The organism is Mesorhizobium sp. M0145 (genome assembly GCF_040322355.1).
GTDB lineage: Bacteria > Pseudomonadota > Alphaproteobacteria > Rhizobiales > Rhizobiaceae > Mesorhizobium.
Genome location: NZ_JAMYTK010000033.1, coordinates 1 through 25062 on the forward strand (window position 1 = coordinate 1; position 25062 = coordinate 25062).

Below are 25062 nucleotides of genomic sequence, written 5' to 3' on the forward strand. Positions count from 1 at the left end.
TCGATTGGTCATGGCACTTCCCCTTCCACGGGAATCGGTGATCGCAACGTCACCACCGTGCCATGGCCGCTCGCCCCTCAGAGCAGGCGCCGTTCTCTCTCCAAAACTTTTTGCAGAACCTTCAGCACACTATCTCGCCAACCGAGCGGGGACACCCTAATTGGTGGTGACTTGCGTCACCGCCACGCCGGTTATCCTGCCGTTCCCGGCTGTGTAGGTGAGCGTCTGCGTGACCGTGGCGTCCTTCTGGTCGGGAGACGAAGCAGGATAAGAGGCGGCGAAGCCGAAATGGCCGTAACGATCGGGCTTGGCGGCGCCAAATTTCGCGGCCACGTCGCTCAGCGGCGCTCCGACGCCGGGTGTATCGAGTTCAATAGCTGTCAGGCTGGCAGGCGCGCTGGCGCATCCTTCCGGCACCTTGCCTTCCGGGTTCGGCTGCAGGGCGACGGACAGGACACCGTGGTCGGAGCCGCCCATCTCGCCGGATACGAACCAGAAGATCGACGGCGATCCGCCGGCGTCGGGGCCGGCATAGCAAAGCCAGTGGCGTGAATCTCCGGCGTCACCTTCATCGTGCATCGCTCCGCCGAAGGCTTTTTCGACATCGGCAAGCGTGGTTTCCTCAAGCTTTATCTCCAGCGGCCCAGCCTTGACCTGTTTGAATAGCGGGCTGGCCAGCGGCGAGTTGATATCGCCCAGGGATGGAATCGCCCGGTCCGGGTTGAGCGGCTTGGCCAGCGTCGTTGCATTGGTCACCAGTCCGGCAACGATGAGTGCGAAATATCCGGCGTTCTGTCCCATGCCGATCTCCTGTCGTTCGAAATGAAGGTGCGGAAGGATTTGCGGGCGGGTGCTACCCTGTCTGGCTGATGCCCAAACCGGTGCACGACCAACTGGACCGAAGATAAATTCACAAGTCCGCAGCCTTCAACGTCATTCCGCCGACTTGGCAACCAAAGTGTAATCGAGGCTCACAATTCCTTTTCGGCCAGCTCGCGAAAGGCGTCGGGAACCGACCGCTGTAGCCCGAGCGCGACCGAGGCGTAGCCCACCGCCTCCCAGCCGAAGCGGTCGCGGATCTTGTCGACGGCGCGATCCGCGGTCCAGCGCGCCGCGCCCTTGCTGGTGCCGGGGCGGCGGCGGTCGTCGTCGAGCCCGAGCGGCAGTTCCAGTTGCAGGCCGGCATGCTGCTCCAGATGCGATACGGCGATCGCCAGCAGCGAGATTGTCTTTTCGTGCGGATGGTCGATGAGCACCTTGCGCACCAGCGCCTCGGCGATCTCGGCCAGCATGGCGGTTGCCGATATCGGCTGGTCGAGCGTGATCGAGCGCGTCACCGAGCGCAAATCGGCAAAGCGGACGCGAACCGTCACCGTGCGGCCGGGCCGGGATTTCGCCCGCAATCTTGTGGCGACCCTGTCGGCCAGATGCAGCAAAGCCGGCACGAAGACCTGCTCCTCGGCCGGTTTTCGGCCAAGCGCCGACTGCGCACCCGCCGAGCGCGCCCGGCGCTGCGTCTCGAGCTTGCGCGGATCGCGGTTCCACGCCAGCGCGTTGAGTTTCTCTCCCGCCGCCGGCCCGAGCAGGCGCTCAAGCGCCCCACCATTGGTCTTCGCCAGCTCGCCGATGGTGTTGACGCCGATGCCGGCCAGCCGCTGCCTGGTGACCGGGCCGACGCCCCACATCAGCTCGACCGGCAGGTGGTGCAGGAACTCCAGCTCGTGGCGCGGATCGACCACCACCAGCCCGTCCGGTTTTGCGACCTGTGAGGCGATCTTGGCCAGATGCTTGGTGCGGGCTACGCCGACCGAGATCGGCAGGCCAAGCTCGGTCCGCACGCGGCGGCGGATCTTGCCGGCGATCTCGGCCGGCGAGCCGAACAAATGGGTGCAGCCGGCGACGTCGGCAAAGGCCTCGTCGATCGAAATCCGCTCGACCACCGGCGTGAAATCGCCGAGCACCTTGATTGCCGCATCGCCCAGCCGCTGATAGTCCTTAAAATGGCCGCCGACGAAGATGAGTTGCGGGCAGAGTTCCCGCGCCCGCCGTCCCGGCATACCGCCGCGCACGCCGAACGCCTTGGCTTCATAGGATGCGGCAAGCACTACCCCGCCGCCGACGGCAATCGGCTTGCCGCGCAAGGCCGGGTCGAGCAACTGTTCGACCGAGGCATAGAAGGCATCCAGATCCGCGTGGAGGATGTTGGCTTCCATCCGGCCCGTTCGCCCGCGGCGGTTCGAACGCCGCATTGTGTCGAGTTGTGATGAGAACATAAAGAGAACATTGTGGGTGGATTGTCAAGCAGCGCGGAGGCTGCCGCAGATGACGAGCGCACGGCAATGTTCAGCCGCGCAGCCGATCGCGGGCCTGCATCAGCGCGAATCCCAACAGGTTCTCGCCGCGCCACAGCAGCGGGTTCACTGCCCTCTCGTCATCCGCCGCAAGGCCGATACCCCACACCCGGTCGACAGGGCTCGCCTCGACCAGCACCCGGTCATGCGTCGACAACAGATATTCGCGCAGCGCCGCGTTCTGACGGAACTTCTGAAAGCTCCCTTCAGTCACGATGCGATATTTGTCTGCATCCCATTTGGTGCCATCGAAGCCGCTCACCTGGCGGCCAAGCTGCTTTGCCTGCTTGGGGCTCGCCGCCCTGAGGATTTGTGTTGCTGTCGGAGCATCACCGAACAGTCGTGCCTTCTCGGCCATCATCCAGTGTTCGGCAGTCGGATAGCTCAGGCCATCGACGGTAAAGGGCGCATGCCACCACTGGCTGAAGCACGACGTGGTTATGCGGCCGTCCTTAGACGGCTGATGGCCCCAGAAGAACAGGAACTTCTGCCGGGGCTTTGCGCGAAAGGTTTTCTCAAGCCAGGTTCGGTCGTAAATCATGGGCGGATGGAGCAGGGCGAACGGCCGGCTTGTCAATGCTCCATCCAGAGTGGATAGCGAAGATGAGCGGTCGGCGCTGAATGCGATGAAATGCTGATCTACAGCGCCATCTTGTAGCCGAGATGACTGGCGGTGAAGCCGAGGCGCTCGTAAAAAGCGTGCGCCTCCCATCGACCTTTGTCCGTGGTGAGCTGGACGAAGCTGCAATTGCGCGAACGGCATGTTTCAATCGCCCATTCGATCATCAACTTGCCGACGCCGCGAGAGCGCCATTGCCAGGCGACGCGAACGCCTTCGATCTGGCCGCGCCAGGCGCCTTTTCTCGAAATGCCTGGAAGGAAGCTGAGCTGCAGCGTTCCGACCACTTGCCCGGCGTTGACGGCGACGGCCAGCAACTGGTTGGGATCGGTATCGATTGCGCTAAAGGCATCGAGATAGGATGGCGCAAGCGGCGTGGACGGGTCTTCCCGGTCTGCGCCGAGCACATCGTCGGCAAGCATTGCAACGATCGCCGGCAGGTCGGGCGCCTGCGCGCGACGGAATTCGATCTCGCTCATCGCGCGGAGACATACGGCGCGGTGTCAGCGATCGCAATATCCGTTTTGACTTGCAAGGGAGGCCCGCGCGCCTTCAGGTGGCCTCGAGCGCCCAGAGGCGGTGGCCGTAGCGGCGGAAGAAGCGGGCGAACAGGCGCTGCTGCCTGGCGCGGGTGAGGTCGGCGGCGCGCCTTTCCTGTCGCCAGTGCGGCATGTTGCGGAACATCGACACGAAGCGGGCAGCGTCCTCGATCGCTTCCTCGGCCGACTGCGCCGGGCGGATCGCCGCCAGGAACAAAGCGCGGCTCGGCTTCATCCGGTCGATCGCCGCCTTGCGCTGGCGATGGCCCTGGCGCGCCGTGCGGATGCCGTCCTGGCGGATGGCTGCGAAGGCAGCAAGCATGGCCGGGCTGTCGCCGGCATAACCGCAGGCCTGGGCGAACTGGGCGAGGTCCATCGTCACTCCCTTGCTTGCCGGCCGACGGAGCGGCCGCGGTTCTGTTGCTCGCGCCGATTCCAGCCTGCACGAGATAGAAGCATAACTCAAGTATCTGAACAAGTGAAACTTTCACGTTGGTGCAAGCGGAACCGACTCGACTCCGCCCCGAAAACCGATAATGATGTGAACAAAGCAGGAACAATGATGGGGATGGCTATGGCATTAGCGGGCAGGGAAGCGACGATCGCGGATGTTGTCTCGATTGCCGTCGAGTGCATCGATTGCGGCCGCAACAGGTGGTGGAAACCGGCCGAGCTCAAGCGGCATGGGGTGAGGCCGGAGACACCGCTGGCCGCACTTTCGGGGCGCCTGATCTGCAAGGCCTGTCGGGCCGACGGCCTGCCGGGCGCCGCCGTCTCGATCCAGGCCGCCTTCATCGACGACCGGCAACGGACCCGCGCCGAGGCGCGCCTGCTCAACGGTCGAGAGCTGCAGTCGAGGCGGGCTTGAGGGGGCGGGCGTGCTGCTCTTCCCTTCTCCCCTTGTGGGAGAAGGTGGCCGAGCGAAGCTCGGTCGGATGAGGGGTGTTGGACGGATCGCTACCTTGATGGCGTAAGTGCATAAAAATCGCTTCTACATTTCCTCCGCCGCGTTCCTTCCAGCACCCCTCATCCGGCTCGGCGCTGTGCGCCGATCCACCTTCTCCCACAAGGGGAGAAGGCAACAAGCCCTCAATACCCCAGCAATTCCTTGAGCGGGATGACGCGGAAGACGTTCTTGATGGCGTAGCGGTTGAAGGACAGCGTCTTGGGCGGGTTGTACTGTTCGACGATCAGCTCGGCGGCGGTGCGCTTGACCAGCTTCTTGATGAAAGCCTTGCCGTTTTGCTCGTTCTCCTCGGGCAGCGTCTCGATCACCACATGGTCGCCGGGCAACGCTTCGCGGCCGCCGCAATAGATCATCTCGCCGGGCTCGTAGCGCGGCACCATCGAATCGCTCAGCACGTGCAGCGCAAACACGTTGCGCAGATGCCGGATCCCCGGCGGCCGCTGGACATAGCCGGCCGGCTGGCCGTTGAAGGTGAAGTCGCCATCGTCGCCGCCGACGGCGGTGCCGAGAAGCTGGATGTCCATCGGCCCGGCGGGCAGGGGGCCGGAATCGGTGACGATCTCGGCATCGGCAACCGGCCCGGCATCTTCGAGGAAGACGACCTCGCCCTTGCCGAGCGCCACCGGGTCGACGCGCAGGAACGCGGCGGTCTTCAAAAGGTTCTCGGTCTTGGGCAGGTTGCGCCCGGTTTCCCAATTGCCGACGGCAGCGACATCGGTGTCGTTGTGCTCGGCAATGTGGCGCATCACCAGGCCGCGCTGCTTGCGCGCCCGGCGGATCGCCGCCCCGACCTTGATCGACAGTGCAGTTTTCACCATGGCTCCATCTGAGGCACAAGATTCGGTTTCGTCTATGCAAGAATCGCTTGCATTATGGTTTGAGTTATGCTCTTATGTGGTCATGCACAAGTCGCTCCGCCAGCTTTCGGTCCTCGAATCCGCCCTTCAGCGCCAAGGCGGCGGCCGAGGTAGTCATGTGCCAACCCTTTCCCCTTCGTCGCGGCTGTCCTCCTCCCCGGCCGGGACGATGCCCGAGGCTCGCGCCTCGGATCCGGCAGCGCAAGCGGCCGGAACGGCCGGAGCCGTTCCCCTCGCGGCTCCGGCCACGAATTACCTGCCGGCCGGCAATGCGGAAGCCGCGGTTTCCTGCATCCGCACCGAAGACGGCACGGTCATCGCCTTCGACGAGCGGACGGACAAGGCAGTGTCCGGCGCAACAAGGCAGGCGGCCGAGATGAAGCTCGATCGCAGCAGACCACGCGAAGGCTGACCGGCTTTCGAGCCTGAGGCCGGCGAAGCCGGCGCCGCACACAACCATTTTTGCAGGAAATGAAACATCATGGGCGCCCGCTATTCCGCCTCGGAACTGGAACAAATAGAGAACTGGCTGATGAGCGGGCTGTCGGCCGCGAAGATCGCCACCCGGTTGACCGCGCTGCGCGGCCGCCCGGCCTCGCGCGCGGCCATCATCGGCATCGTCCACCGCACCGCCCGTCTGCGCGCCATCGGCCTTGCCAGATCCAAAGGCTGGTGTGGCGGACGCTCTGGCGGCCGGCTCGGAAATTCGGCGCCTGAGCCATCAAGCACTGCTGATCAAGCGGAGTCGGCTCCGAAGGCCGAGCCACGCTGCCGCCCGGCAAGGCTGTCGGCCAGGCTGGCGCCGCCGGCCTGGCAGCCGGGTCCGACTCGGATCACCGGGTCAGATGGCGCGCCGCTCGAAATGCCGGCGCCGCGCCCGATCGCCGCCGGCGGTCGCCAGCCGCATTTCGTTGCCATGCGCTTCATCGATTGCCTGTTCGAGCGCTGCCGCGCGCCGCTCGACACGACGCCGCAGGAGGATGCGGAAAACGACGCCCCCGGCAGCCGCCCCGGTTTGGACATGCTGTGCTGCGGGCTGCGCACAAAGCCTTCGAAAAGCTACTGCGCCTATCACGCTGCGCGCTTCCTGCGCACGCTGCCGGCCGAAGCGATTTGAGCCCGCTGCAATGAGGCTGGAAGTTCGCCAGAGCCCGACGACCAAAACCTAGGAGGACCGAGCCGATGAGCACCAAAACCGCCCAAAAGGCCACAGCCAGGCCACCGCGATTGCCGAAAGGCGAGGCCGAGCAGGTGCGCATCCGCAAGGAGATCGGCCATGATTTCGCACTGAAGGACGACCGGTTCGGCCGCAAGCGGCTGGCGAAGGGGACGCAGGAGGGAGCGCGCCTCTATGAGGTCTCCAATGACGGCCACACAGCGACCGGCGGCATCGTGCGGGTGCGCAACGTCGACCCGCTGAGCGGCCTCACCTCGCTGTCGCGCCAGCAGCGCGAGGCGGGTACGCGCTACCGCCAGGATTTCCGCAACTCGTCCGAGGCAACCGCCAAGCCGATGGCTTGGGCCGAGCGCGTCGACGGCGGCCGTACCGGCAGCGGCGTCGCCGAACACATCCTGTCCGCCGGCCGCGACCATGCCGAGGCAACCAGGGCGCTTGTCCATTGGGAGATCGCCGGCATCGTGCAAAAGGTCTGCTGTGCCGACGCAACGGTCAAGAGCCTGGCCGAACAGGCCGGCGAGCCGCGCGACGTGGTGGTGAAACTACTCAAGATCGGGCTCGACATATTGGCCGTGCATTACGGCATGATGCTGATGCGCAAGCCGAGGTGAGAAGCCCCGCCGATCCGGCCGGCAATACCGGCCGGATCGATCCGTCAACGACGGCAGACACGGATTCTTTCGATAATCCGGTGGTGATGACGCCAGTGCTTGATGACTTCGGTGTGGCAGCGCCGGTGGTGGTACCGGTAGCGCGGCCTGTAGTCCTCGTCGTAGACATCATAGCGGTAACGGGGGACGTACTCATCGTCGTAATCGGAATATCGATGGTGGCGATAATAATAGTCGTCGTCATAGCCGTTGCCGATGCCGATCGTGACGCTGCCGCCGGCATTCGCCGGGCCGATCACGGAAGCCGCCGAGGCGATGGCGATCACCGAGGCAAGCAGGAGCTTCTTCATAGCTACCTCCTTCTTTAACGTCCCTCTAATAGAAAAACCCCCGAGGGGCAGCCTCGTTCCATAGATTGGCAAGATGTAAGGAACGGACGGGCCCGAAGTTTAGCGCCTGCTGGCGCGAAAACGCCGCTGGCTGCGCCGGGGTCGGATCGTCGACGCAGCGTGGCCGCTCCTCTCATCAAACAGCGGCAATCGCGCGTCAGTCCCGTCTTTTGCCGACGTCTGCCTACAGAACATGGCCCAATTCCAGCAAAACGAACGCGGTCGCACCCAGCACAGCGAGGGCGTAGGCCGCATAAAGAACAAGCAGCATTACCTCAAAGTCCCGGACGAAGCTTGTGGCAATCCTGGTCTCCTTAGGCTCCGCTTTCTCGATGCGGTCGGTTTCCAGTTGCTCCGTTGCCACAACGAGGCAGACAATCCTGTCGTTGTCGGCCGCCTGTAATATCCGTTCCGTCAAATCGACTGCAATCACTGGATCATCGGCCAACTGATCTCGCGATAGCCGGCTTTCAGTGACGGTCTGGATTTCACGCTTTCTCACGCACGCATAATTGCGTCGACTAAATTAGGTTCCACTAAAATAGATAGATTGCCTCGACCCGATCACGACGTGGTGAGGCGTGAGCCCAGCTGGGCGGTGAACTCCGCCTGAGGCCGCCATTTGCCGACCGTCGAGGCGAATCTCGATCGGCGCATCCTCCGATCAAAGGGCGCGGGCTTCTTTATAGGCTGCTACGGTGCGCCATTGCTGGTAGGTCGCAATGCCAAAGCCGCCAAACTCTCATATCGCGAACGCAGCGCCGACGTCTTCAGTGCCGACCGGTTATGACGAAGATCGCATGCTTACTTATATCCGGCTGCTCGACGCGTCGGCTGAAGGGACCGATTGGCGTGAGGTCGCCCGCATCGTTCTGCACATTGATCCGGAGCAGGAGCCGGAGAGGGCTTTCCGGGCGTGGGCGACACATCTGGCGCGTGCACGATGGATGACCAGGAAGCGGAACGAGTTGCGCCAATTGCATGATGAGTGGTGGGGGTGAGCACTATCTAAGCGGAACTGCCGTCTCGGTCTGGCCGTTGAGGGAGGAGGCCAACATGGAAAAGCGCCCAATGACTTCTTGGCGAGCTTTCGAGCTGTGCTGCCTTCTTGCAGTTCCGCTGTCGCTTATCCTTACGGTTTTCCTGGCGGGTCTTATCCTTAGCTGACCCCCGCATGGTTGCTTGCCGAGGGCTGGGTCGTGATCCGACAAGATCCGGAACCGTTACTTTACGTCCGCCGCCATCACATCCGAAAACAGCGCCCGCTCCACTGCCGGTTCCAGCGTTTCGGCGAAGGGCGTCGCCAAGTGGTGGCGGTCGCGGAAGGCTAGTTTGCCGTCGATGAAGACATGGCAGGTGGTCTGGTCGCAAAAGCGGTCGGTCATGTCGATGTAAGCAGCGTTCGGTGTCGAGCGCACGATATCGCGCTCGATGGTGGCGATGTCGTCGTTTGCCGCCATGATCCTCGGCGTGTCGCATGTCGCGGGCGTCTGGCCCCGCCACAGCGCCCGCGCCACGCATTTGTCGGCGTAGCTTGCATTGTAGGGAACGTCCCTGATGACCGCGACCTTGATGCCGGCCTGGCTGAAGGCTTGAAGCGTCCAGCTGAGGCCGGTCCGCCACTGCGCTTGCCAATCGGCGTGCTTCAACTCCTCGGGCGATTCTTTCATCACATTTCCGATCGAGAACTCCGAGATCACCACCAGTTGCGGGTGGAGCGCGATGATGTCCTTGACCGACTGCTCGCGCCATTGATCGCATTCGGTGTAGTCGCGCTTCAGCCGCCAGTTCCAGGTCGTCACCCGCGAAGCCCGGCAGGAGGATTTGAGAAAGGTGACGACGCGAAAATTGTTCTTCTCGGCCGCCTTGATCAGCGGCGTCGACCAATGGTCGGCATGCGAGTCGCCGAACAGCACGACCGAGCGCTGGGCATCCTTGCGGCCGAACATGCAGGGCTTCGGCTTGACGGTCTCGAAATCGAGCACGCAGCCGCCATTGGTCGCGCGCACGGTGGAGAGCTGGGCGGCGCTGTCGGCGATGACGTGCTGTTCGGGGCTGAGATTGTGCTCGGCAAAGCGCGCATTGCCATAGGCCGCGACCACGCCGGCGCCGGTCAGCGCGACGGCGGGCACCAGCGCCCGCGCTGCTCCGGCCATCAGCCAGCCGTTGCGGCGGATCGGGTTCTCGATGAAATGATAGGTGAACATCGATAGAAGCAGCGTCAGCGCCGCGCAGGCAAGGCGGTCCAGGATGGACAGGCTGGGAACCACCATCGCCGCATAGACGATGACCGGCCAGTGCCAGAGATAGAGCGAATAGGACAGCCGGCCCAACCATTGCATGGGCGGCAGCGCCAGCACGGCGCTCGGCAGATTGCGGCCGCCGCTGCCGCTGAGCAGCAGCAGCACGGTGCCGGCAACAGGCGCCAGCGCATTCACCCCGGGAAACGGCGAGTCTTCGTCCAGCATCAGATAGGCCCAGGCGATCAGTGCCAGACCGAGGCATGCCTGGAGCGTGGCCAGCAGCGGCCGGTCGCGCCAGATCTTTGCCGGCGCCATGGTCGCGAGGCCGCCGGCGGCGAATTCCCAGGCCCTGAGCGGCGAGAAATAGAACGCCCAGGGCTGCGACACTTCCGTCAGCCAGGCGCAGGCGGCGAAGGAGGCCGCGCCGGCGACGCCGATGACGATTATAGCGGCGCGCTTGCCGGGACGCAGCCAAGCGGCGGCGAGAAGCAGCGCCGGCCATGCCAAATAGAACTGTTCCTCGACCGAGAGCGACCAGAAGTGGATGAACGGGTTGTTGGTGGCGTCGGCGGCGAAATAGTCGAACGACCAGCGGATCAGCCAAAGGTTGATCATGTAGGCGGAGGCGAACATGGCGCCTTTCGAATAAAGCGCCTGTTCCTCCGGCGACAGGATGAAGTAACCCGTGAACAGCGTGGCGAGGATGACGAACAGTGCCGCCGGCAACAGGCGCCGGGCGCGCCGGGCGTAGAAGCGCCAGAGGTTCAGCCGCCCGGTCTCGGTGATTTCCGTAACCAGGTGACGGGTGATCAGATAGCCGGAGATGACGAAGAAGATGTCGACGCCGGCAAAGCCGCCGGGCAGGCCGGACAGACCAAAATGGAAGGCGATGACACCCGCCACCGCCAGCGCGCGCAGCCCTTCGATGTCAGGCCGAAATGATGCCGACACAATCACCTCATGCAAGGAATGCCCACCTCGCAGAGGCTCGACCCGATGCGACGATATTGCAATGCAACAAATCTAACGCAGTGCAACATAGGGGGAGGGCGCGGCTCCTCCAGTTCCTCGCGTGGGCGATTCACTCACATGAGCGATTCGAGAGCGACTGATATGGAAGCGAAGCGAAGGGTGCCGAGGCGATCACGCCTTTTTCAAAAACTCGGTCTTCAGCACCAGGCCCTTCACCTGCCTGGTGCTGCATTCGATCTCGCCGGGATTGCCGGTGAGGCGAATATTCTTCACCAGCGTGCCGCGCTTGATCGTCTCCGACGTGCCTTTGACCTTGAGATCCTTGATCAGGGTCACGGAGTCGCCCTCGTGCAGCGCCGTGCCATTGCTGTCTCTTATGATCGCGTCGGTCATGGCAGGTCTTTCGTGGGACTCCGGTGCGGAGGTGGTTGGCTCATTACCCGGCCTATCCCACGGTTGGCGGCGAGGTCAAGCGTGCCGGGGGCAGCGTGCCGGTAACCAAGCGTGCCGACCGCTAATGCCAGGCGGACGGCCGACCGGAAAACCCGGATTGTGAGCAGACTGGGACCCCCTGGGCGGTAGTGGCATTGCCGCTTCGCGACATGCGCTCCGGCCAAGCCATGCCAATGGCGCCACGGCAATCGAAGTCGTGGCCTTTTACGCGGATATTCCGGCACGAGTTCAAATAGATGAGCGCCCGCCCGTGCGGACAGGAAGGTCGCAGTGACAGACCTGCCCGCCCTTTCGCTTGGTGCGTTATTTCAATTGGCAACGATCACTTGTTGGCGCCACCGAGCTGGTTGGCCATCTTGCAGAAGTCGGCATGCATCGTGGCAATGCCTGCGTCGCTGCATTCCTTCAACATCATGGCTCGGTCGCTCGTGGACATGGCCATCCATGCCGCCTTGAATTCGGCTTCCGACTTCATGGTCTTCATGCCGGCGTCGGTGAAGAAGGGGTTCATTTTCTGCGGATCGTCGAGCGCCGAAGTGCCAGTGGCACCGGCGGCAAGCGCTGCGCCGGTCATCATCGAAAGCGCCATCGCGCCCATGCAAAGCGTCTTGATGTTCATGATCATTCCTCCTGAGCTGCTGCTTTGAGGTTGTCCATCAGCGATCTACGAAGGAACGGTGTTTTGACCCAAAAGTTCCACGTTCTGGCGCAGACATGGAACAGGATTGCCCGTGACGTCATTAATGCAAAAAATTCTACCATGACTGAATTTGCCGCGCTGCCGACCAGGGCAATCGGCGTCCAGCTGGGTGAGACGCTGCGAAGTTGCACGCCGGCTCAATATGCCCGATCATGGCGACGGCGGGGCGGAGGTATCAAGTGGCGGCAAATCGTCGAAACGACGCGCACCTGTCGGAGCCCCGGCGGGCGGGCATTGTTTCCGCGGCCAGGGCGCTTCCGCGCACATCGTTGCCCAGCGTAGCGTCGGTCGTGACGGCCGTCGCGGCGCTCTATTTCGGGCGCGAGGTCTTTCTGCCGATCGCAATCGCGCTGCTGCTTACCTTTGCGCTCGTGCCCATGGTGTCGGCACTCAAGCGAGCCGGCATTCCGCGTCTTCCTGCCGTGATCGCCAGTGTGCTCGGCGCATTCACGGTGCTGGCTCTGTTCTCCTTCATCGTCGCCACGCAGGTCAGTGAACTGGCGCGGAACATTCCGCTTTACCAGGCGAATATCCTGACCAAGGTCCGGTCGCTCAAGGAAACCGGCGTCGGCGGCGGCATCGTTTCCAGATTGAGCCGGGTGATCGAACGCGTCGGCCAGGAGCTCGACAGACCCGAGCCCGCACAACCCGCCGCCGATCAGCCTCCGCGGGAACCGATCCCGGTCGAAATCGTCGCGCGCGAACGACCGCTCGAGGTTCTCCAGAATCTGATCGGCCCGCTGCTGAGCCCGCTGGCATCGGCCGGACTGATCGTCGTGGTCGTCATATTCATGCTGCTCGAGCGGGAGGACCTGCGCGATCGCTTCATACGCCTCGTCGGCTATGGCGATCTGCATCGAACCACCGAGGCGCTGCAGGATGCCGGCAAGCGCGTCGGCCGCTATCTGCTCATGCAACTGGTCGTGAACATCGTCTATGCCGTCCCAATTGCAATCGGACTTTGGCTGCTGGGCATACCCAATCCATTGCTGTGGGGCTTGCTGGCGCTGGCGCTGCGCTTCGTTCCCTATATCGGCCCGGTCATAGCGACGCTGTTGCCTCTGTTCCTGGCGCTGGCCGTGGCGCCCGGCTGGTCGCTCGTGCTCTGGACTGCAGGGCTTTTCGTCGTGGTGGAACTGATCACCGGCAACGTGATCGAACCTTGGCTCTACGGCTCGCGCACCGGGCTGTCGCCATTGGCCATCATCGTTGCGGCGATCTTCTGGACCTGGCTTTGGGGGCCATTGGGCCTGGTTCTGTCGACGCCGCTCACGGTCTGCCTCGTCGTGCTCGGCCGCCATGTGCCGCAGTTCGAATTCCTCGACGTTCTGTTCGGCAACGAACCCGTGCTCGAACCGCACGCCCGGCTTTACCAGCGGCTGCTGGCCGGCGATCCCGAGGAAGCGACGGACCATGCCGAGGAGATGCTGGAGGAAGAATATCTGGTCGAGTTCTACGACAAGGTCGCGATTCCCGCACTTCTGCTCGGCGAGCAGGACCGGGTGCGTGGTGTGTTGAGCGATGAGCAAAGACAGCAGGTCGCGGGCAGCGCGCTGACGATGGTGGCGAACCTCGACGACAGCGCGCAGGAGGAGGCGGAAGCGGACGACACGGCCGCGGCCGAGGACCACGGCTCACGCGAGGACAAGCACGTTCAGGGGGAGGTTCAGGGCGAGGAAGACACCGAACTGCCGGATGGCACGGGCATGTCGGTGCTGTGCGCCGGAGGGCGCGGCGAACTCGACGACGCGGCTGCCGCCATGCTGGCGCAGGTGCTCGAAGTCCAGGGCGCTACGGTGTTGAGAGCGAGCTTCGCCGAGATGGAACCGGGGAGCATTCGCCGCCTTGAGCTCGACGCCGTCGATACTGTCGTCGTCGGATTTTTGAACCGGGATTCCGTCAAGCACGGGCGGTTCCTGGTCCGTCGGCTGAAACGCGCCAAACCAAGGTTGCGAGTGGGCATCGTCTTGTGGTCGGGAGCCGACAGCGACAACCAGGAGGCAGATGCCAGATTGGCCAACGAGATCAACGCCGATTTCGTCGCACATGGCATGGTAGGCGCGGTGCTCGGTGCGTTGTCCAGCGCTCCGCCGGTGGCGCTGAAGACCACCGCCAAACGCCGCATGCGCCGCCTGACGCCGGCGCGCAAGAAAGAGCCGCTCGCCGCGGCAAAATGAGCGCGGCGAAGACTGCGGCAGGTCGGGTTATTACCGCTTTCGCGAAAGTGGTAATAACGAAACGGATCAGGTTATCTTCGCAAGGTCGCGCTGAACCGTCCGCCGCGGCAAACGGGGCCAACCTTTATACAGTCCAGAAATAGCGCACCGTATGGAAGAAGACCGGGGCGGCGAAGACCAGGCTGTCGGCACGGTCCATCATGCCGCCATGGCCTTCGATCAGATGGCCCCAGTCCTTGACGCCTTGATCGCGCTTGATGGCGGAGGCGACCAGCCCGCCAAGGAAGCCCATCAGGCAGGCGATGAAGGCGACGCCGGCTGCCTGCAGCGGCGAGAACGGCGTCAGGAACGACAGCAGCGCGCCGAGCAGGCTCGATGCCGCCAGCCCGCCGACCAGCCCCTCCCAAGTCTTCGACGGCGAGACCGTCGGCGCCAGGAGATGCCGGCCGAACAGCTTGCCGAAAATATATTGCAGCACGTCGCTGCCTTGCACGGTGATGATCAGGAAAGCGATCAGCAACAGGTTGCGGCCTTCGAAGCCTGGCACCTCGAGCGTCAGCAGCGCCGGCACGTGGCTGACGCAGTAGACCGAAATCATGACCGCCCATTGCTGCGCCGAGACGCGCTCGAGAAAGCGTTCGGTGTCGCCGTGCAGCGCGGTGATCGCCGGCATCAGCAGGAAGCAGTAGACCGGGATGAAGATGGTGAACAGGCCGTACCAGGCGGTCCACACCAACCAGTACTGGAACGGGATGACGATGCCGAACATGCCGAGCAGCACCCAGTGGTCGCTGCGGCGGCTGTGCGTCAGCGTCACGAATTCGCGCAACGCGGCGAACGAAATCAGCGCGAACAGGATGGTCATGCCGGGGCGGCCGAAGAAGAAGGCAACGGTGATCGCCACCACCATCACCCACCAGGCATTGATGCGCTGGGTGAGGTTGACCAGCGTCGGCGACAACGGCTTTGGCGCGCGCCATGACAAGACACCGGCGACGACGCTGGCACTGATCAGCACCGCCAGCAGGCCGACAATCAGAATGAGGGTTTCGTGCATCATCGGCAGCATCTTGCCTTGGTCCTCAATCGTCTCGCTGCGGCCGGGGGTTGAGCGCCAGCAGCGTTTCGCGGGCGCGGTCGAGAAAGGCGCGGCGTTCCTCACCCGGTTGAATGGCGATCGGCGCGCCGAAGACGACACGGCAAAGCAGCGGCACCGGCACGAATTGCCCCTTGGGCAGCACCCGCGACATGTTCTCGATCCAGCACGGGATGAGTTCGACATCGGGCCGCGCCATCGAAAGATTGTAGAGGCCGGAGCGGAACGGCAGGAGCGGTTCGTCGGTCATGTTGCGCGTGCCTTCGGGAAACAGGATCAGCGAATGGCCCTGGTCGAGCACCGACAGCATGATCGAGATCGGGTGCTGCGTTTCATCCGTCCACTGCCGGTGGATCAGCACGGAAGACAGCATGTCCTCGGCAATGAAACGGCGCAGCCGCGTCTTGCTCCAATAATCGGCGGCCGCCACCGCATGGGTACGGGCGCGCTCCTTCTCGCTAAGGCAGGCCGACAGCAGGATGAAATCGCCGTGGCTGGCATGGTTGGCGAAGTAGATGCGCTGCCGGTCCGATGGCTGGCTGCCGTTCCAGATCGGCCGCACTCCGGTGACCACCCAGGCCAGTGCCGACAGGCCGACCGAGGTCACCGTCTGCAGCAAGGTGTAGGTGCTGACGCGAAGCTTTGTCATGGACGGGCTCAAAAGAATGCCGCGACGACCGAGGCCGCCGCGAACAGGCCAAACGCGATACGCTGCTTGGCGAGCAGACGGCGCGTGCCGGCCATCCGCTGGTCGAGCGAGCGGCCACCGGCCGCCGTGGGTTTCAGCCGCATGCGCGCCAGCACGTCGTCGATCGCCGCACCGCCGCCTGCTTCGCTGGCGTGGCTGGCCATCAGCCGGAACAGCAGCGCGTCGAATAAAAGCAGGGCCGAGAGAATAATTGTGGCTATGGCACCCGCGGCGGCGATCAGCCAGGCCGCCGCGGACAGCGACGATGTTTGCGGCGCAGCCGCCAGGCCGATGACCGGCGCCGCCAGCAAGGCAGCAGCAATCAACAGCAGCGGCCACGCCACCTGCACCATCAGTCCGGCGGCGAACGTCTCGGCCTTGTCACGATAGGCGGTCATGTCGCCGCGTCCATGCCAAGATGCACAGGCCGGCCCGCGGCGGCGAGCTGGCCTCGCGCCTGATCCGGCGTGGCGGCCCGGCCGCTGGCGACCAGCCATTCGGCGACGACGGCGGCGCTGCGCTGGAAGCCGAGCGCGCAGCAGACCAGCACCGTGCCCTGGCCCCGCGCCGTGTCGATCGCCGCCACCGCTTGCGCACGCGCCTCGCGAGACGGCGGCAAAAGGTCGACCATGGGCAGGCTCAACCAGCGGATCGAGGCGCCACGCGGCCTTTCCAATTCGCCGGCAAGGTCGATCACCGTGCCGAAGGCGTCGGCCTCGGCGGCGGTCGGAAAACGACCAAGGGAAACACCGTCGGCAATGACGATCTGCGCCGGAAGCTTTCGCGTCCATGCCCACACATTGACCTTGGCGGCAACCCGGTAGGCCCACAGCAGAAGACGGCTGGCCAGCGACACGCGGCCATCGGCTGTTTTCTGGAACACCGTGGCGCCGGCGCCGGCATAGGCGAAAGCGACTATGGCCAGCGCCAGTGCCGGCCACAACAGGATGAGCCATAGCGCCGAGACCAATGCCCCGGCAGCGGCGCCGGCCAGCGCAAGGGTTGCGCCGAGCGCATAGAACAGCGCCAGCCGCCGCGCCTTCGGGTCGCCGGTCAGGCGGAAGCCGGCGAACGGCAGCTCGCCGTCGCGCGGAAACAGCCACAGCGCGAAAAGGCCGAGCAGCGCGCCGGTCGGTATGTCGATGAAATGGTGCTGCCACGTTGTCAGCACCGAGGCGCCGATCAGGAAACACCAGGCATGCCAGGCGACGCCGGCGATGCCGGTCAATCTGTGACGCCAATGGTCCCAGATGATGACCAGCAGCGCGATATGCAGCGACGGCGCCTGGTTGAAGGGTTTGTCGAAGCCGCCGAGCACGGCGAACATGAAGCCGGGCAGGCCGCTCGTCTGCGGGCGCACGAACGTCGCAGTCAGCGGGAACAGGATGAAGCAGGCGACGGCGACGATCTGTGCCGTCAGATAGCGGCCGGCAAGGCGGTCGACGCCGCTCTTCGAATTGTTCAACAGCAACGACAAGCCATAGAACAGGTTGATCGACCAGTAGGGCACGATCGTCCAGGCAAGGAACGGGATGCCATGCTCCCAGCCGAACACGATGCTGCCGATATCGTCGCGCCGCGACGCCAGCCAATTGGCGAAGCCGTAGGTGGCGTAGAAGAACGGCGCCAGAAATGACAGCCACAATGCGGCGCGCAGGACTATCCCGGGATACGGCTCGCGCGGCAAGGCCGGAAGGGCAGGGGCATCGCGAGGTAAGGCAGAGGCAGGCAAGTCCATGCTCAGACGCGCCGCGCGACCGAAACGGTGAAGATGCCCCACTGGTCGATGCGCTGGTCGAGCTTCTCGAAGCCGGCGGCCGCCACCAACTGGTCTATCTCGGTCTGCGTGCGGCGGCGCATCACCCAGGCCTGGCCGCCGCGGTGCGAGGTCAGGCTGCGCGCGATCATCTCGAGTTGCGGATGCCAAGGCTGGTTGGTGTAGACGAGCAGGCTTCCGGGCTGCATGGCGCTGGCCAGTCCACCGAGCGAGCGGGCGATCATGGCATTGTCGGAAAACAATTCGTAGACCCCCGAGACGATGGCGAGATCCGGCGCCGGGTCGAGCCCGGCCAGCATCGTGGCGTCGAAGGCGTCACCTTGATGGAACGAGACGGTCGCCGGCAGCTTGCGCTCGGCGATCAGCTTGCGGCCGAGCGAGACGTTGAGCTCGGAGAAATCCTGCAGCCGTACGCTTGCCGGCGGCGCGGCGCATTTCTGCACGGCATCGAGCACGTAGCGGCCATGGCCGGCGGCGATATCGACGATATGGACCGGCCGGCCGGCGGCCTTCAGCGTCTCAACGGCGCTGCCGATCAGCTCCTCCAGATGCAGCTTGCGCTGGCGGATGCCGCGCCAGCCGATGGCATCGAGAAAGGTGCGGTCGATCATGCGGCCAATGGGGCTGATGCCGCGCGCCTCGTTCTCATAGACATAGTCGAGCGTCGAGCCGGAATCGAAGCCGGTGGCAATCCCCGTCTTCATGCCGGATGACAGCCAGGCGCCCATGCGGATCGAGGCGCGGCTGATTGCCCAGTAGAGGCCCCTTAGCGACAGCAGCGGCAGCGGAGAGGCCAGCCGGTCGGCCTCGTCGCGTGTGTAGCCGGCACGGTCGGCCTCGGTCAGGTCGACCGGCTCTTCCGGTGCCGCGAACTGGCTTTCGAGGAAGGGCCTGATCAGGTCGAGTGCCTTGTGGCGGTCGCGCTCGCCCAGCGTGTCGTGGAAGAAGCCGGGCAGCACGTGCCGCTCCTTGGCCGGACTCGCCAGATTGACGAAGAATTCGTGCTGCGGTCCATGCCGCACCACCCAGTCGCTGCCGGAGATCAGAAGCTGTGTCGGCACGGTGATGGCGCGGGCGTCGGCGACGATGCGCGCGGCATGATCGTAGAGCTCGACCAGGATGTTGGAGGCGATCGGCCGGGTGATCAGCGGGTCGGCGTCGAAGGAGGCGATGCGCTCGGGGTCATGCGTCAGGAATTTCGCCTTGACGTAGGAATTGACGAAGAAGCGGCCCTTCAGCTTCTGCCACAACGCAATGCCTTGCTTGGCGAAGGGCACGTAGAGCTTGACCGAGAAGGCCGGCGAGGCCAGCACCAGGGCGCGAATGTCGGGCGCGTAATCGTGCACCCAGGCGGCGGCAAGCACGGCGCCGAAGGATTGCGCGATCAGCGCGATGTCGCGCCGGGCAAAGCCGTCGCTGCCAATCTCGCGCACGAAACAATCGATGTCGCGCACCAGCGCCGCAAACGACGGCGCATAGCCGCGTTCGCCGGCGGAGCGGCCATTGCCGCGCGCATCCCAGGCATAGAAGGCGTGGTCGGGCATCTCGAACTCGTCGACCAGATGCGCCATGCGGCCGCCATGCTCGTGGCCGCGGTGGAACAGCAGGATGGCGCCCTTGCGGTTTTCCGACAGCGCCGGCCAATAGCAGTAGAAGATCTCGGTGCCGTCATGGCTCTTGAAGCTGCGCTCCTGCGCCACCCGCTCGATATTGGCTGAAGCCACTGCGGCAACCGTCTGTTGGTGAAGCATGTTGTTCTCCCTGGCGAGACCGGAATTCAGCTGCCGCTCCCGTTAAGGCCGCTGCGTATCCGGTTGATGGCGGTCGCCAGCGAGAGTGTAGCCATGGCCGGAAACACGAGCGGCGTGAGCGCCGGGACCCACAGGCCGGACGCGATAAGCACGGCGAGGATGCCGAGCGCCAGCGCCCGGTCGCTTTTGCCGAACGGCCCGGCATAGTTGCGCCCGGTTCCTGCGGCGATGCCGAGCACGCCGGCGAATTCCGCGATCATAGCCGCGATCGCGAATGCAACGACGCCCCAAGCAGGAAAAATGACGGCAAAGGCCAGGATCAAAGCGAGGTCGGAGATAATATCGCAGAGCTCGTTGAGATACATGCCGAGCTTCGAGGCCTGGCCATGTTCCCTCGCGAGCATACCGTCGATCGCATTCAGCGCCATTCGCGTAAACAGCACGAGCGGCATCAGCAGAAAGACCACGCGGTGGCCGGCAAGGGCTGCCACCACAAGGCCGGTGGCGAGCGAGAGGGCAGCGGCCAGCAACGTGATCTGGTTGGCGGTGACGCCGGCTCTGGCCAGTCCGTCGGCAAGCGGCCGCAACCTGGCCTGGAAGGCCGGTTTCAGCGCATAAAGCGTCGGCATGTGCGAACCCCCCGGCCGCGGTGCAAAGTGATGTTGGCGAGGATGGTCAATTGGCGCGCAAGACGCAAGGGCGGCGCCCATCACTTTCCGCAAACTTGCCGGACGGCTATGTCCTCGCTTTGGCCGTGTCGCCCGGGAACAGGGCGGGCAAACTTTGTTCGGCCGCCGCCCAGGCGCGACTATGGTAACGCCGCAGGATGAGAATGCATGCGGCGAAGACCAGCAGCCCGCAAATCACGCCGGGCGTCATGCCCCCGCCAAACGCAGACTTTACAACGATGCCGGTGAAGACGCCGGCAATGGCGCCATTGATCGTGCCCACCATCCCCGCGGTGGTCATGAAATATTGCAGCGGCGAGGGTCTCAGGCCCTTGTCGACCAGCACCGCCGAGGGGTCGTCATGCGTGGAATTGACAAGGTATTTTTGCAGCACGGGCGCCAGCTCGACGAAATAGTGGCGGATCCGGGCCATGCCGCGGGCATGCACCATGTCCTCGATGGCAACCTGCACAGCGCGCACGAAAGTGACCAGGCCGATGAAGAACAGGCAAGGCAGCAAGATCAGGCTGAACAACACGAACGGCCTGCCCATCTCCGTGACCTGCGCGACGAAGGACAAGGCAATCGTTGCGCTCGAGACCGAGGTCAGGAACAGATCGGCTCTCTGGTTCGCTTCCTGAATGGTCGCGGCGCGAGCGTTTTGCAGGACGAAATGCTCGGTCGTCAGGCACTGCAGGGCGTGCTGCGCCTGGTCAGGCGGAACCGGAGCGTCGGGAGAACGGGTCATCGACATTTGCCCCTTCTGTCAGCCGCAACCGGCGGACAGAAGGGGGCGTCGTCCTGCGAGCTGTCAGGTTTTGCCGATGGCGATGCGCTTGGCCTTGGCCTGGGCGCGCTCCGTCTTGGGCAGCGTCACGCTGAGCACGCCGTTCCGGAACGCGGCGTTCACTCTGTCTTCGTCGACTTCGTAGCCGAGCGGGATACGCCGCTCGAAACGGCCATAGAAGCGTTCGGAGAACTGCCTGTCCTTGTCCTCGGTCTCTTCGCGCTTCTCGCCGCGCAGCGTCAGCACGCCGTCATCGAGCAGCAGCTCGACGTCCTTCGCGTCCATGCCGGGGATCTCGGCGGTGACGCGGATCTCCTTTTCGCCATCGGCGATGTCGATACTGGGCCAGCTGACGCGGGCGGCGGAGAAGCCACCGAGCGACGGCAGCCGCGTGTCGAAGCCGCGGAACGCCTCGTCGAACAGGCGGTCCATTTCGCGATGCAGCGTCAGGAACGGATCGCGATCGCCGTTGCGGAACAGGCTGGGGGCCTGATTGTTCTCCCGGCCGCAGGGAATGAGATCACGAATAGCCATTGCATAGTCTCCTTTCTCGACTGGTGCATTCAGGCAGCCTGCTTGTTTGCTTCGACCTGCGCGACCTTTGGCCCGGTCTTCGGCGAGGCGACATCGGTCGCGATGGCGATGCGCCGGGGCTTCATCTCCTCGGGCACCTCACGTACCAGATCGATGCTGAGCAGGCCGTTGTCGAGCGAGGCGCCTGCGACCTTGACGTGATCGGCAAGCTCGAAACGGCGGGTAAAGGGCCGTGCGGCGAGGCCATGATGCAGATACTCCGCGTTGTCCGGCTCCTTGTGCTGGCCGGAGACAATCAGGAGGTTGGGTTCATGGGTGATTTCGAGGTCGTCCTCGGAAAACCCGGCTACGGCGATGGTGACGCGGTAGTTGTTCTCGCCGCTGCGCGCGATGTCATAGGGCGGCCAGGCGTCGAAAGCCTGCGGCGCATTTTCCAGCAGGTTGAAGACGCGGTCGAAGCCGATGCTCGACCGATAGAGCGGGGAAAAGTCGAATGCGGTTCTCATAGCTACATCCTCCATCGAGCAACATAGATACGAGGAGCGCCAAAGAGCGGGCGCTCCCTGGTTTCGCCGGCCCCATTTCGGCGACCGGTGCCATCGATCTGGTTATTGTCCGCCGCAAGTCAAGACCCGGTGGCTCTCGCGTTGCCGGTTTTTCGGGCCGGTTTTTCGGTCGGTTCGGCGAGGCTGCCAATCTCCCCACTTGTGGGGAGATGTCCGGCAGGAGATTGCCTGTTTGGTTTCAATTGCCAACGCTGACTTCCCCGGCCGGTTATTGTCTGCAGCAGGTCAAGACCCAGATTTCTTGTGTTGCCGGGCCCGTTCCCGGCACTCGCAGATGGAGCTGACCATGACACGCGACGAGATCATTTCTGTGCTGGGCCCGGTCGACGAAGCCGTGATCGCCGACATTGCGGCGACGGACGGGACGGTCCAGGAATTGCGCGAGGCCCTGGCCTGGATCGCCGCCGACGAGGCGCTGGTGAACGAGGGCCGACCGCTGCCGACGGCAAGAGTAGCGACGCTGATCGAACTGCTGCAAGGGCCCGACGAGGAGGAATAACCGGCTTGCTCCTCAGTGGACGGTGATAATGCCGTTTACGGCCCGCCATGCGGAGGGCTGGATCAGGTGATGATGGGCGACGCGCACCGAATGCAGCGGGCCTTCGATCTCGCGCTCCCAGAAATCGAGGAAATGCTTCAGCGTCGGGAAATCGGGGGCAATATCGTATTCCTGCCAGATGTAGAGCTGCAGAAGGCTTCGATGATCGGGCAGGCGGTAGTGGATCTCCGCCGTGGTGAGGCCAAACCCTTGCATCTGGAGCTGAAAGTCCCTGCTGATCATGCAATCCTTCCTTTCCCAATGAACCTCCGTCTGCAAAACGCCTCGCCTTCCACATAGGTTCCAGCCGCCGCAAGCGGCTCAGGAGACGGACAGATTTGGAAATCCGGCCGGGTCATCGCGCCGGAAACGGCGAATGTGCGAACAATTACAGCGTATTGGCACTCTCAGGCGTCGAGTGCTAAAATTTTTGCATGATCCTCTTGAAAGCTGAAAAAAGCGCGACTAGTTCGTATGCGCGCGATGCCTGATGAAGGGGTCGCGCGCCCCGTGCCGGGCCGATATTGCCGGTCCGGTCAGGAGGATGTTCGAAAATCTGTTTGTCCCGAGAGGAGAACGACATGGCGTTCCGTCCATTGCATGACCGCATCCTGGTCCGCCGCATCGAGGTCGACGAAAAGACCGCGGGCGGCATCATCATCCCCGACACCGCCAAGGAGAAGCCGCAGGAGGGCGAGGTCATCGCCGCCGGCCCCGGCGCGCGCGACGACAGCGGCCAGTTGCAGCCGCTCGACGTCAAGGTCGGCGACCGCATTCTGTTCGGCAAATGGTCCGGCACCGAGATCAAACTCAATGGCGAGGATCTGCTCATCATGAAAGAGGGCGACGTGCTGGGTGTGATCGAAGCCACGGGCGAGATGAAGAAGGCTGCCTGAGGGGGCCTGAACAAGCATTCCAGTCAACGAAAAGCTGCCTATCGAGGAGTGTTCCAATGGCTGCCAAAGATGTGAAATTTCATACCGAAGCGCGCGAGAAGATGTTGCGCGGCGTCGACATCCTCGCCAATGCGGTGAAGGTGACGCTCGGTCCCAAGGGCCGCAACGTTGTCTTGGACAAATCGTTCGGCGCGCCGCGCATCACCAAGGACGGCGTGACGGTGGCGAAAGAGATCGAGCTTGAGGACAAGTTCGAGAACATGGGCGCGCAGATGGTGCGCGAGGTCGCCTCGAAGACCAGCGATACCGCCGGCGACGGCACCACGACCGCGACGATTCTGGCGCAGTCGATCGTCCAGGAAGGCGCCAAGGCGGTTGCTGCCGGCATGAACCCGATGGACCTGAAGCGCGGCATCGACAAGGCGGTCGAAGCAATCATCGCCGAACTGAAGGCCAATGCCCGCAAGGTGACCAGGAACGACGAAATCGCTCAGGTCGGCGCCATCTCTGCCAATGGCGATGCCGAGATCGGCCGCTTCCTCGCAGAGGCGATGGAAAAGGTCGGCAATGAGGGCGTCATCACTGTCGAGGAAGCCAAGACCGCCGAGACCGAGTTGGAAGTGGTCGAAGGCATGCAGTTCGACCGCGGCTATCTCTCGCCATATTTCATCACCAACCAGGATAAGATGCGCGTCGAGCTCGAAGAACCCTATGTGCTGATCCACGAGAAGAAGCTGTCCAACCTGCAGGCCATGCTTCCCGTGCTCGAAGCCGCCGTGCAATCCGGCAAGCCGCTACTGATCATCGCCGAGGACGTCGAAGGCGAGGCGCTGGCGACGCTTGTCGTCAACAAGCTGCGCGGCGGCCTGAAGGTTGCAGCCGTCAAGGCGCCGGGCTTTGGTGACCGCCGCAAGGCCATGCTCGAAGACATCGCCATCCTGACCGGCGGCACGGCGATCTCGGAAGACCTCGGCATCAAGCTTGAGAACGTCACGCTGGAGATGCTCGGCCGCGCCAAGAAGGTGCTGATCGAGAAGGAGAACACCACCATCGTCGACGGTGCCGGCCGCAAGGATGAAATCCAGGCGCGCATCAGCCAGATCAAGGCCCAGATCGAGGAAACCACCTCCGACTACGACCGCGAGAAGCTGCAGGAGCGGCTGGCCAAGCTCGCTGGCGGTGTCGCCGTCATCCGCGTCGGCGGCTTGACCGAGGTCGAGGTCAAGGAGCGCAAGGATCGCGTCGACGATGCCATGCACGCCACACGCGCGGCGGTCGAGGAGGGTATCCTGCCCGGCGGCGGCGTAGCGCTGCTCAGGGCGGCGAAGGCGCTCGACAACGTCGCCGTCGACAATCCCGACCAGAAGACCGGCGTCGAGATCGTGCGTCGCGCCATCGAAGCGCCGGTGCGCCAGATCGCCGAGAACGCCGGTGCGGAAGGCTCGATCATCGTCGGCAAACTGCGCGAGACGGCCGATTTCGGCTATGGCTGGAACGCGCAGACCAACGAGTTCGGCGACCTCTATAGTCAAGGCGTCATCGACCCGGCCAAGGTCGTGCGCACTGCTCTCCAGGGCGCCGCTTCTGTCGCCGGCCTGCTGGTGACGACCGAGGCGATGGTGGCCGAGAAGCCGAAGAAGGAAACGCCCATGCCTCCGATGCCCGGCGGTGGCGGCATGGACTTCTAAGGCCAGGCTTCCAAAGCG

At 63.9% G+C, this 25062-nt stretch carries 30 protein-coding genes; 9 read left to right on the forward strand and 21 right to left on the reverse strand.

Annotated elements, in window-relative coordinates:
• Nucleotides 1–156 precede the first annotated feature (156 nt).
• From NKJ28_RS29385 to NKJ28_RS29405, 5 genes are all read right to left on the reverse strand, one after another.
• Nucleotides 157–801 (reverse strand): hypothetical protein, encoded by a 645-nt coding sequence (locus NKJ28_RS29385; RefSeq protein WP_352638081.1) that lies wholly within the window; start codon nt 799–801, stop codon nt 157–159.
• A gap of 170 nt (nt 802–971) precedes the next feature.
• Nucleotides 972–2213, reverse strand: a complete 1242-nt coding sequence (dinB, locus tag NKJ28_RS29390; protein ID WP_352638082.1) for a DNA polymerase IV — start codon at nt 2211–2213, stop codon at nt 972–974.
• Nucleotides 2214–2343: 130 nt separating this feature from the next.
• The gene (gene ybiA, locus NKJ28_RS29395; RefSeq protein WP_352638083.1) at nt 2344–3063 is read right to left on the reverse strand and encodes a riboflavin biosynthesis intermediates N-glycosidase; all 720 of its coding nucleotides are present in this window, start codon (nt 3061–3063) and stop codon (nt 2344–2346) included.
• A complete protein-coding gene (locus tag NKJ28_RS29400; RefSeq protein WP_352638084.1) occupies nt 2991–3449 on the reverse strand; it encodes a GNAT family N-acetyltransferase in 459 nt (152 codons plus the stop codon). The genes ybiA and NKJ28_RS29400 overlap by 73 nt, the downstream gene beginning before the upstream one ends.
• Nucleotides 3450–3522: 73 nt before the next feature.
• Entirely contained in the window at nt 3523–3885 is a 363-nt protein-coding gene (locus NKJ28_RS29405; protein WP_352638086.1) for a hypothetical protein, read from the reverse strand.
• Between the two features lie 192 nt (nt 3886–4077).
• Here NKJ28_RS29405 and NKJ28_RS29410 point away from each other — a divergent pair, with 192 nt between their 5' ends.
• On the forward strand, nt 4078–4377 hold the full coding sequence (locus tag NKJ28_RS29410; protein WP_352638087.1) for a hypothetical protein: 300 nt from the start codon (nt 4078–4080) through the stop codon (nt 4375–4377).
• A 221-nt stretch (nt 4378–4598) separates the two neighbouring features.
• Here the strand turns inward: NKJ28_RS29410 and NKJ28_RS29415 are convergent, their stop codons facing one another.
• Nucleotides 4599–5294, reverse strand: coding sequence for an XRE family transcriptional regulator (locus tag NKJ28_RS29415; RefSeq protein WP_023675652.1), 696 nt, complete (start codon nt 5292–5294; stop codon nt 4599–4601).
• 208 nt (nt 5295–5502) lie between these two features.
• On the opposite strand from NKJ28_RS29415, the gene NKJ28_RS29420 reads away from it, so the two are divergent.
• From NKJ28_RS29420 to NKJ28_RS29430, 3 genes are all read left to right on the forward strand, one after another.
• Nucleotides 5503–5745: a hypothetical protein gene (locus tag NKJ28_RS29420; protein WP_352638088.1), complete on the forward strand. Its 243-nt coding sequence runs from the start codon at nt 5503–5505 to the stop codon at nt 5743–5745.
• A 69-nt stretch (nt 5746–5814) separates the two neighbouring features.
• Nucleotides 5815–6450, forward strand: a complete 636-nt coding sequence (locus NKJ28_RS29425) for a high mobility group family protein (protein ID WP_352638089.1) — start codon at nt 5815–5817, stop codon at nt 6448–6450.
• A gap of 65 nt (nt 6451–6515) precedes the next feature.
• Nucleotides 6516–7121, forward strand: a complete 606-nt coding sequence (locus NKJ28_RS29430) for a DUF6456 domain-containing protein (RefSeq protein WP_352587019.1) — start codon at nt 6516–6518, stop codon at nt 7119–7121.
• A gap of 44 nt (nt 7122–7165) precedes the next feature.
• Here NKJ28_RS29430 and NKJ28_RS29435 read toward each other — a convergent pair whose 3' ends face one another.
• Nucleotides 7166–7471 (reverse strand): hypothetical protein, encoded by a 306-nt coding sequence (locus tag NKJ28_RS29435; protein ID WP_023675656.1) that lies wholly within the window; start codon nt 7469–7471, stop codon nt 7166–7168.
• Between the two features lie 223 nt (nt 7472–7694).
• Entirely contained in the window at nt 7695–7958 is a 264-nt protein-coding gene (locus tag NKJ28_RS29440; RefSeq protein WP_245274650.1) for a hypothetical protein, read from the reverse strand.
• A 274-nt stretch (nt 7959–8232) separates the two neighbouring features.
• Between NKJ28_RS29440 and NKJ28_RS29445 the strand changes: the two genes are divergently transcribed.
• Nucleotides 8233–8511 (forward strand): hypothetical protein, encoded by a 279-nt coding sequence (locus NKJ28_RS29445; protein WP_352453505.1) that lies wholly within the window; start codon nt 8233–8235, stop codon nt 8509–8511.
• 222 nt (nt 8512–8733) lie between these two features.
• Here the strand turns inward: NKJ28_RS29445 and NKJ28_RS29450 are convergent, their stop codons facing one another.
• The 3 genes from NKJ28_RS29450 to NKJ28_RS29460 all read right to left on the reverse strand — a co-directional run bounded on the left by NKJ28_RS29450 (nt 8734) and on the right by NKJ28_RS29460 (nt 11797).
• Nucleotides 8734–10704 (reverse strand): acyltransferase family protein, encoded by a 1971-nt coding sequence (locus NKJ28_RS29450; protein ID WP_352638091.1) that lies wholly within the window; start codon nt 10702–10704, stop codon nt 8734–8736.
• A 192-nt stretch (nt 10705–10896) separates the two neighbouring features.
• Complete coding sequence (locus NKJ28_RS29455) at nt 10897–11118, reverse strand: alkylphosphonate utilization protein (protein ID WP_023675660.1); 222 nt, start codon at nt 11116–11118, stop codon at nt 10897–10899.
• Between the two features lie 382 nt (nt 11119–11500).
• Nucleotides 11501–11797: a hypothetical protein gene (locus NKJ28_RS29460; RefSeq protein WP_023675661.1), complete on the reverse strand. Its 297-nt coding sequence runs from the start codon at nt 11795–11797 to the stop codon at nt 11501–11503.
• A 260-nt stretch (nt 11798–12057) separates the two neighbouring features.
• On the opposite strand from NKJ28_RS29460, the gene NKJ28_RS29465 reads away from it, so the two are divergent.
• Nucleotides 12058–14055 carry an AI-2E family transporter gene (locus NKJ28_RS29465; RefSeq protein ID WP_352638092.1) on the forward strand — a complete coding sequence of 666 codons (1998 nt, stop codon included), beginning with the start codon at nt 12058–12060 and terminating at the stop codon, nt 14053–14055.
• 124 nt (nt 14056–14179) lie between these two features.
• Here NKJ28_RS29465 and NKJ28_RS29470 read toward each other — a convergent pair whose 3' ends face one another.
• From NKJ28_RS29470 to NKJ28_RS29510, 9 genes are all read right to left on the reverse strand, one after another.
• A complete protein-coding gene (locus tag NKJ28_RS29470) occupies nt 14180–15115 on the reverse strand; it encodes a phosphatidate cytidylyltransferase (RefSeq protein WP_023675663.1) in 936 nt (311 codons plus the stop codon).
• 22 nt (nt 15116–15137) lie between these two features.
• The gene (locus tag NKJ28_RS29475; protein ID WP_031211476.1) at nt 15138–15800 is read right to left on the reverse strand and encodes a lysophospholipid acyltransferase family protein; all 663 of its coding nucleotides are present in this window, start codon (nt 15798–15800) and stop codon (nt 15138–15140) included.
• Nucleotides 15801–15808: 8 nt separating this feature from the next.
• Nucleotides 15809–16237 carry a hypothetical protein gene (locus tag NKJ28_RS29480; protein WP_352638093.1) on the reverse strand — a complete coding sequence of 143 codons (429 nt, stop codon included), beginning with the start codon at nt 16235–16237 and terminating at the stop codon, nt 15809–15811.
• On the reverse strand, nt 16234–17577 hold the full coding sequence (locus tag NKJ28_RS29485) for a phosphatase PAP2/dual specificity phosphatase family protein (RefSeq protein WP_352638094.1): 1344 nt from the start codon (nt 17575–17577) through the stop codon (nt 16234–16236). Before NKJ28_RS29485 ends, NKJ28_RS29480 begins: the two co-directional genes overlap by 4 nt.
• 2 nt (nt 17578–17579) lie before the next feature.
• Nucleotides 17580–19367 carry a bifunctional alpha/beta hydrolase/class I SAM-dependent methyltransferase gene (locus tag NKJ28_RS29490; protein WP_352638096.1) on the reverse strand — a complete coding sequence of 596 codons (1788 nt, stop codon included), beginning with the start codon at nt 19365–19367 and terminating at the stop codon, nt 17580–17582.
• Between the two features lie 26 nt (nt 19368–19393).
• Nucleotides 19394–19996, reverse strand: a complete 603-nt coding sequence (locus NKJ28_RS29495; protein WP_352638097.1) for a CDP-alcohol phosphatidyltransferase family protein — start codon at nt 19994–19996, stop codon at nt 19394–19396.
• Between the two features lie 106 nt (nt 19997–20102).
• On the reverse strand, nt 20103–20783 hold the full coding sequence (locus NKJ28_RS29500; RefSeq protein WP_352638098.1) for a hypothetical protein: 681 nt from the start codon (nt 20781–20783) through the stop codon (nt 20103–20105).
• Between the two features lie 63 nt (nt 20784–20846).
• Nucleotides 20847–21356, reverse strand: coding sequence for an Hsp20/alpha crystallin family protein (locus tag NKJ28_RS29505; RefSeq protein ID WP_352638099.1), 510 nt, complete (start codon nt 21354–21356; stop codon nt 20847–20849).
• A 29-nt stretch (nt 21357–21385) separates the two neighbouring features.
• A complete protein-coding gene (locus tag NKJ28_RS29510; RefSeq protein ID WP_352638101.1) occupies nt 21386–21862 on the reverse strand; it encodes an Hsp20 family protein in 477 nt (158 codons plus the stop codon).
• A 346-nt stretch (nt 21863–22208) separates the two neighbouring features.
• Between NKJ28_RS29510 and NKJ28_RS29515 the strand changes: the two genes are divergently transcribed.
• The gene (locus NKJ28_RS29515) at nt 22209–22421 is read left to right on the forward strand and encodes a hypothetical protein (RefSeq protein ID WP_245274651.1); all 213 of its coding nucleotides are present in this window, start codon (nt 22209–22211) and stop codon (nt 22419–22421) included.
• A gap of 12 nt (nt 22422–22433) precedes the next feature.
• Here NKJ28_RS29515 and NKJ28_RS29520 read toward each other — a convergent pair whose 3' ends face one another.
• The gene (locus NKJ28_RS29520; protein ID WP_352638102.1) at nt 22434–22703 is read right to left on the reverse strand and encodes an usg protein; all 270 of its coding nucleotides are present in this window, start codon (nt 22701–22703) and stop codon (nt 22434–22436) included.
• Between the two features lie 338 nt (nt 22704–23041).
• Here NKJ28_RS29520 and NKJ28_RS29525 point away from each other — a divergent pair, with 338 nt between their 5' ends.
• Both NKJ28_RS29525 and groL read left to right on the forward strand, forming a co-directional pair.
• Entirely contained in the window at nt 23042–23356 is a 315-nt protein-coding gene (locus tag NKJ28_RS29525; RefSeq protein ID WP_352579505.1) for a co-chaperone GroES, read from the forward strand.
• Between the two features lie 56 nt (nt 23357–23412).
• Entirely contained in the window at nt 23413–25044 is a 1632-nt protein-coding gene (groL, locus tag NKJ28_RS29530) for a chaperonin GroEL (RefSeq protein ID WP_352638104.1), read from the forward strand.
• Nucleotides 25045–25062: the final 18 nt, after the last annotated feature.